The sequence below is a fragment of the Nocardia sp. CC227C genome (assembly GCF_030767025.1).
In the GTDB taxonomy this organism is placed as follows: Bacteria; Actinomycetota; Actinomycetes; order Mycobacteriales; family Mycobacteriaceae; genus Nocardia.
Genome location: NZ_JASITE010000023.1, coordinates 89,297 through 96,005, shown reverse-complemented (window position 1 = coordinate 96,005; position 6,709 = coordinate 89,297). Strand labels below are relative to the sequence as shown.

Here is a 6,709-nt window from a genome sequence, read left to right as displayed (position 1 = left end):
CACCGTGTTCGAGGCGATCGCACGCCGGTGATCGCCGGATCGGCCGGCCCGGTTGCGATGAGGGGACCGGGCCGGCCGATCACGCATCCGAATGAACTTGTCACCGAGCCGCATTAGTGTGCGTGCCGTGACCACCGGTTCCACCCAGCAACTACAACGCCCGGCCGCGGAACTCCGCTGGGCCGACGACCTGACCCGGCTGCGCGAGCAGGACACCGCCCCGCGGCCGCCGGGCTGGCAGCTGAGCGTCGACGCCGCCAAGCGGTTCATCGTCGGCGACCCGACGCTCGGTATCGCCCGCAAGTTCGTCGGCGACGCCTCCCTGGTGGACCGGGCGCTGGTCTCCCTCGCCACCACCCGCGGACTGCTGCTCACCGGCGAGCCGGGCACCGCCAAATCACTGCTGTCGGAACTGCTTTCGGCCGCAATCTCGGGCGATTCCACGCTCACCGTCCAGGGTGGGGCGGCCACCACCGAGGATCAGATCCGCTACGGATGGAACTACGCGCTGCTGGTCTCCGAAGGCCCGTCCGAGCGGTCCCTGGTGCCCGCGCCCATGCTGCGCGGCATGCGGGAGGGCAAGATCGTGCGCTTCGAGGAGATCACCCGCTGCCCTCTCGAAGTACAGGACTCGATTCTGTCGCTGCTGTCGGATCGGGTGCTGGCGGTGCCGGAGCTCGGCGAGATGGTGTACGCGGTGGCGGGATTCAATGTGATCGCCACCGCCAATACCCGCGACCGCGGCGTCAATGACATGAGCGCGGCGCTGAAACGGCGGTTCAACTTCGAAACCGTCTTCCCCATCACCGATTTCGACGCCGAACTGGCCCTGGTCGAGGCGGAGGCCCGAGCGCTGCTGCACCGTTCCGGCGTACCGCAGGCTCCGCCGCGCGACGTGCTCGAGGTACTGGTCACCACCTTCCGGGAATTGCGCGGCGGCGCGACCGATTCCGGAGACGCCCTGGACCGCATGTCCGCCGTCATGAGTACCGCCGAGGCGGTATCGGTGGCCCATGCCGTCGGCCTGCGCGGCTGGTATCTGCGCGGCGAGGCCGGAGACGCCGCCGATATCGTGCACTGTCTGGCCGGAACCGCGGCCAAGGACGACCCGGACGATCTGGCCCGGCTGCGCCGCTACCTGGAGCAGCAGGCGCCGCGCAAATCCGGGAAGGCGTGGAAGTCCCTGCACGACGCGCGATTCCAGCTACCGGGCTGAGCCGGATGACGGGGGATGCGGCGCGGGTCACCTTCATCGGTGTGCGCCACCACAGTCCGGCCTGCGCGCGCCTGGTGCGCGATACCGTGCGCGCCCTGCGCCCGGCGTACGTGCTCGTCGAGGGGCCGGTCGATATGAACGACCGGCTCGACGAACTGCTGCTCGGCCACGAACTGCCCATCGCGGTGTTCTCCAGCTACCGGGACCGGACCACCCGGCACATGTCCTGGGCGCCCCTGTGCGACTACTCCCCCGAGTGGGTGGCGCTCACCGAGGGCCACGCCGCCGGGGCGGTGGTGCGGTTCATCGACCTGCCCGCCTGGCACCGCGCCTTCGCCGACACCGAGAACCGGTACGCCGACGCCGAACGCCGCTACGACCACGCGGTGGCGCGGCTGTGCCGAGAGTTCGCGGTGGACAATATCGACACGCTGTGGGACCACCTCGTCGAAATCGGGGACGACGCCACCCTGGCCGAACGGCTGGGCGCGTACTTCGATCTGGTGCGGGGGGACGACGAGGCGAGCGCGGGCGATGTGCAGCGCGAGGAGTACATGGCGCGCTGGATCCACGCCGCCGTGGACGCGGCGAACCGTGCGCCCGGGGCTCGACCCGCGCACATCGTGGTGGTCACCGGCGGCTTCCACCGGCCCGCGCTCATGCGCCGTGTGGACGAACACCTGACGGCCGCGGCCGCGGCTCCGTCCGGCACGCCCTGGCCGCGGGTACCACCTTTTCCCGGGGACGGCGTCGGCGGCAGCTACCTGGTGCCCTACAGCTTTCGCCGTCTGGACGCCTTCGACGGCTACCAGTCCGGCATGCCGTCGCCGGAGTACTACCAGCGGCTCTGGGAGGACGGCGCGGAACAGGCGGCCGAGGGCATCACCCGCGCCGTGGTGCGGCGGCTGCGCGAGCGGGGGCAACCGGTGTCGACCGCCGCCCTGATCGGCGCGCGCACCCTCACGGGCGGGCTGAGCCGTCTGCGCGGACACCGATCCCCCTCGCGCACGGACGTTCTCGACGGCCTCGCCGGAGCGCTCGTCACCGAGGCGCTCGACCGCCCGCTGCCGTGGACCGGTCGCGGACAGCTGCGGCCCGGCACCGATCCGGTGGTGGTCGAGATGGTGGCCGCGCTGTCGGGCTCCCGAACCGGACGGCTGCATCGGGACACCCCGCATCCGCCGCTCGTGCACGACGCGGACCGGGAACTCGCGCGCCACGGCATACCCGAACGGGGAGACTGCGAACTCGATCTCGCCACCGACTCCGGCCTCGCGGCCAGCCGGGTGCTGCACCGGCTGCGGGTGCTCGACATCCCCAGGTATCGGCGCGAGAGCGGGCCATTGGTCGGGCGTCCGCCGCAACCGCGCGAAGTGTGGCGCATCACCGCGTCACCGCTGCGGCTGCCGATGCTCATCGAGGCCGGTTCGCTCGGCGCGACCTGCGCCGAGGCCGCCGCCACCCGGCTGGGTGAACGGTTCGACGCGGCCGGGTCCGATACCGGCGGCCTCGCGGAGGTGCTGTTCGACGCTGCCCTCTGCGGACTCGCGGAGCTCAGCGGCGCGGTGGTGGACCGCACCCGCGGTCTCATCCGATCCGCCGGTGACACAGCCGGTCTCGGACAGCTGCTGGCGATCACGCTGAGCCTGTGGCGGCACGACCGGATCTTCGGCACCGCGCACTCCCCCACCCTGGCCGCGCTCGTCGACGCCGCCGTGCTGCGGCTGCTGTGGCTCATCGAGGGGGTACGTGGTGGTCCGGCACCCGCCGACGACCGAATGCTCCACGCCCTCACCGCCATTCGTGACGCAGCACAGCACGCGCCGACCGTGCTGAGCGTCGGCCGCCGGGACATCGTCGGTGTCTTCCGGCGCGGCGCGGCCCCCGATCGACCACCCGCGCTGCGGGGCGCGGCGGTGGGCCTGGTCGCGGCACTGGCACCGGACGAGGCCCCCGATGTGGCGCGAGCCGTCCGGCTGGCGGGGCATCCGGAAGTCCTGGGCGACTTCCTGGCCGGGCTGTTCGCGCTGGCCCGAGAACAACTCCTCGACGTCGAAGCACCGCTGCTCGAGGTGCTCGACGAACTCGTCGACCGGTTCGCACCACCCGACTTCCTCACCGCCCTGCCCGCACTGCGACTGGCCTTCGCCTGGTTTCCGCCCCGCGAACGCGCCCGCATCGCCGCCCGGCTGCTGGCGGCGCGGGGCGTGGACGCGGCCCCGGCGACACTGCTGCGCCTCGACGCCGACGCGGGGCTGCTGGCACGGGCTCGGGCGTTGGAAGCGCGGGTGGACGAACTGCTGAGCGAGCACGCACTACTCGCGAATCCGCCGGGGGACAGCCATGACTGAGCTCGATCCGACACTGGAACGCTGGCGGCTCGTGCTGGGCGAGGCGGCCTCGGGTCTGGTCCGCGATGCCGCGCTCAGCGCCGCGGCCGCCGGACAGGACGCGGCACTGGCCTGGCTCTACGACCGCGACGAGGAACTCGACCGGCGCGGCATCCGCCGTCAGGGCGGTGACGGCCCCGCCATCGTGCACGCCGTGGACTGGCTCGACGACATCCACCGGCTCTTCCCCAAGGCCACCGTCGCACGCCTGGAGCGGGACGCGGTGCAGCGCTACGGATTACACGAGGTGCTCACCGATCCCGAGATGCTCGGTCGGCTGGAGCCGAACGCCGAACTGCTTGGCGCGGTGCTGCGCACCAAGCACCTCATGAATCCCGAGGTGCTGCGGATGGCGCGGCGCATCGTGGAGCAGGTGGTGCGCGAGCTCATGGAGCGGCTCGCCACGGAGGTGCGCACCACGGTGCACGGCGCCCGCTCGCGCCGCCGCGGGCGCATCGCCCGCGCCGCCGACTTCGACTTCCCGGCCACGGTGCGCGCCAACCTCGCCCACTATCGGCCCGAGCAGCAGCGGCTGTACGTGGAGACCGCGCACTTCCGGGCGCGCACCCGCCGCCATATGGACAACTGGCAGGTCATCCTGTTGGTGGACCAATCCGGTTCCATGATCGGCAATGTCATCCACTCGGCGGTCACGGCGGCCTGTCTCTGGGGGCTGCCCGGCATCAAGACCCACCTGGTCGCCTTCGACACCGAGGTCGTCGACCTCACCCGCGATGTGGACGACCCGGTCGAACTGCTGATGAAGGTGCAGCTCGGCGGTGGCACGGATATCACCCGCGCACTGGGTTACGCGGCCCAGCTGATCGAGCGACCGCGCCGCGCCATCATCGCGGTGATCAGCGACTTCTACGAGGGCGGCGACGCGGCCCGGCTGGTGCGCGCCGCGGCCGCCCTCGTCGCGGAGGGGACGACGGTGCTGGGGCTGGCGGCCCTCGACGAGCAGGCCGATCCGGTCTTCGACCGCGAGCTGGGGCAACGGCTGGCCGACGCGGGCGTGCACGTAGGAGCCATGACGCCCGGTGAACTGGCCGCCTTCATCGCGGAAACGATCGGATAGCCATGCGCGCAGATCTGGTGGCCCTCACCGACGATTCGCTCATCAGCCTCGCCAACCGCGGGATTCTCAAGCGCGCGGCCAAGGAGCACGCCGCCGCACCGCCGGAGGTCACCGAAACCGGCGACGGCACCGTGGAAGTCAGCTTCGCCGACGGCGTCCGAACCGTCCTGCCGCCCGATACGACGCTGGAGATGTCGTCGTGCACCTGTGCGGCGACGACGGTGTGCCGCCACCGGGTGATCGCGGTGCTGGCGTATCGCGCGCATGCCGAAGCCTCCGGCCCCACCGTGCCTGCCGCCCCCTCCGTGCCCGCCGCCCGCGCCGACCCGCCGGAACCCACGGTCTCCTGGTCCCCGGCGGAGTTCACCGACGAACAGCTGCGCGACCTCCTCGGCGCGCGCGCCTTCGCCACCGCCGGTCGCGCCCACCGAACCGGGTACCGTGCCCTGGTGCGCCGGGCCACCCCGCACGATCCGGTGCCGTCGGTCGAGTTGTCCGCTGTCACGGTGCGATTCCTGGTTCCCGGCGAACTCGCGTACGCCCGCGCCGATGCCGCCCGCGGCGCGCGTACCGATGCGGTCGCCTTGGCGGTGTGGGCATTCCGGGCCGCGGACGCGGCCGATCCGGCGGCCGAGTCCGTAGCGGTCACGGTCGGCGGCCGCGGCGACAGCGGCGGCGGCTCGGCGGCGGTCGCGGCGAGCACCGCGGTGCTGACGCCGCTGGCCGAACTCCTGGAAGACGGTGTCGCCCAGGCCGGTCCGGCGCTGCCGCAGGTGTTCGCCCCCGCCCACCGCGCCCTGGACGCCGCCGGTGCCCGCTGGTCCGACGACGCCCTCACCGATCTGCTGGATCAGCTCGCCGCCTACCGCGACCGCGCCGCCCGCCACGATCCCGTGCGCACCGCCGCGCTGATCGCGGAATTGGTGGCCCGCCACCGTGCCGGCACCCGCGACCCGGTTTCGGTCCTCGGCACCGAGGAGGCCGCGCGGACGCCGCTGCGCCACCTCCGCCTCACCGGGCTGGGCGCCCGTATTTCCGGCGACGACGAATCCCGCTGCGTGGAGGTCTATCTCGCGCACCCGGAGGCGCGCATCGTCCTCACTCTCCGGCACATCTCCGCCGTACGTGAGGGCACCGCCCCGCCCACCGCCGCCGCCCTCGGAGCGCGCCGCGCCGGGGCTGCCCGCCTGCGCGAGCTGGCCGCGGGCAATATCGTCACCGAATCCGCCGTCCGCTCGGCGAATCGCACCGTGCGCCTGGCCACCGGTCGCGTGGCGAGAACCTCGGTGCTGCCCGCCACCGGCGACTGGAACGCACTGCCGCCCGAACTGCTCGTCGCCGACCTCGACGCGGAGGCCGAACGCCTCGCCGCGCTGCCGCCCGCCGTCATCCGGCCCCGCGTCCGCGGCGAAGCCGTGCGTGCCGTCGCCGTCGAGCGCATCGACGCCGTCCACTATCTCCCGGACGAGCAACGCCTGGAGGCGACCCTGCGCGCCCCCACCGGCACGGCCACCGTCGCCTTCACCCACACCGCCGCCGCCCCGGGCGCACTGGACGACCTCGCTAGGTCGCTCTCCGGCGACGCGGGCACCGTCCGCTTCGTCGCCGGAACGCTGCAACGCCACCACGGCCGCCTCACCCTGGAACCCACGGCCGTCGTCACCGGGGATACGGTCGCGGTCCCCGCCTTCGCCACCACCGCGCACCCCACCGCGCCGGGAACCGCCGCGCCGCAGCCCGACCCGCTCGCGGCCGCCCTCGGCGCGGCCCTCGCCCTCTCCGCCGAACTCCCCCACCGCGGCCTGCGCCAGCTTCCCCCGACCTGGTCCGCCCGCGCCGCCGATACCGCCGCCACCCTCCGACGGCTCGGCCTCACCTCCGCCGCCACCGCGGTCGAGCGGCTCCGCCACTCCCCGGCCCGGCCGGGCCGCGCCGTCCTCGAGCACTGGGCGGACGCCCACCTGAGACTCCTCGTCACCGCGGAGCAGCTGTAGCGGCGTGGCCGACGACCGCCGCCGAGCGGAT

4 protein-coding genes are annotated in these 6,709 nt (G+C 73.1%); all 4 read left to right on the top strand.

Annotated features, from left to right (window positions below; genetic code table 11):
• The first annotated feature begins 91 nt into the window (after window positions 1–91).
• The 4 genes from QMO76_RS32085 to QMO76_RS32070 are packed head-to-tail and all read left to right on the top strand — an operon-like array spanning window position 92 to window position 6,678.
• Window positions 92–1,216, top strand: coding sequence for an AAA family ATPase (locus QMO76_RS32085; RefSeq protein WP_372342130.1), 1,125 nt, complete (start codon window positions 92–94; stop codon window positions 1,214–1,216).
• A gap of 5 nt (window positions 1,217–1,221) precedes the next feature.
• Window positions 1,222–3,567 (top strand): DUF5682 family protein, encoded by a 2,346-nt coding sequence (locus tag QMO76_RS32080; protein WP_306365109.1) that lies wholly within the window; start codon window positions 1,222–1,224, stop codon window positions 3,565–3,567.
• Window positions 3,560–4,684 carry a VWA domain-containing protein gene (locus QMO76_RS32075; protein ID WP_306365108.1) on the top strand — a complete coding sequence of 375 codons (1,125 nt, stop codon included), beginning with the start codon at window positions 3,560–3,562 and terminating at the stop codon, window positions 4,682–4,684. Before QMO76_RS32080 ends, QMO76_RS32075 begins: the two co-directional genes overlap by 8 nt.
• 2 nt (window positions 4,685–4,686) lie before the next feature.
• Window positions 4,687–6,678, top strand: coding sequence for a hypothetical protein (locus QMO76_RS32070; protein WP_306365107.1), 1,992 nt, complete (start codon window positions 4,687–4,689; stop codon window positions 6,676–6,678).
• Window positions 6,679–6,709: the final 31 nt, after the last annotated feature.

Coding starts and splice junctions, on each gene's coding strand:
- QMO76_RS32085 (WP_372342130.1), top strand. CDS start 92: ATGAACTTGTCACCGAGCCGCATTAGTGTGCGTGCCGTGACCACCGGT.
- QMO76_RS32075 (WP_306365108.1), top strand. CDS start 3,560: ATGACTGAGCTCGATCCGACACTGGAACGCTGGCGGCTCGTGCTGGGC.
- QMO76_RS32080 (WP_306365109.1), top strand. CDS start 1,222: ATGACGGGGGATGCGGCGCGGGTCACCTTCATCGGTGTGCGCCACCAC.
- QMO76_RS32070 (WP_306365107.1), top strand. CDS start 4,687: ATGCGCGCAGATCTGGTGGCCCTCACCGACGATTCGCTCATCAGCCTC.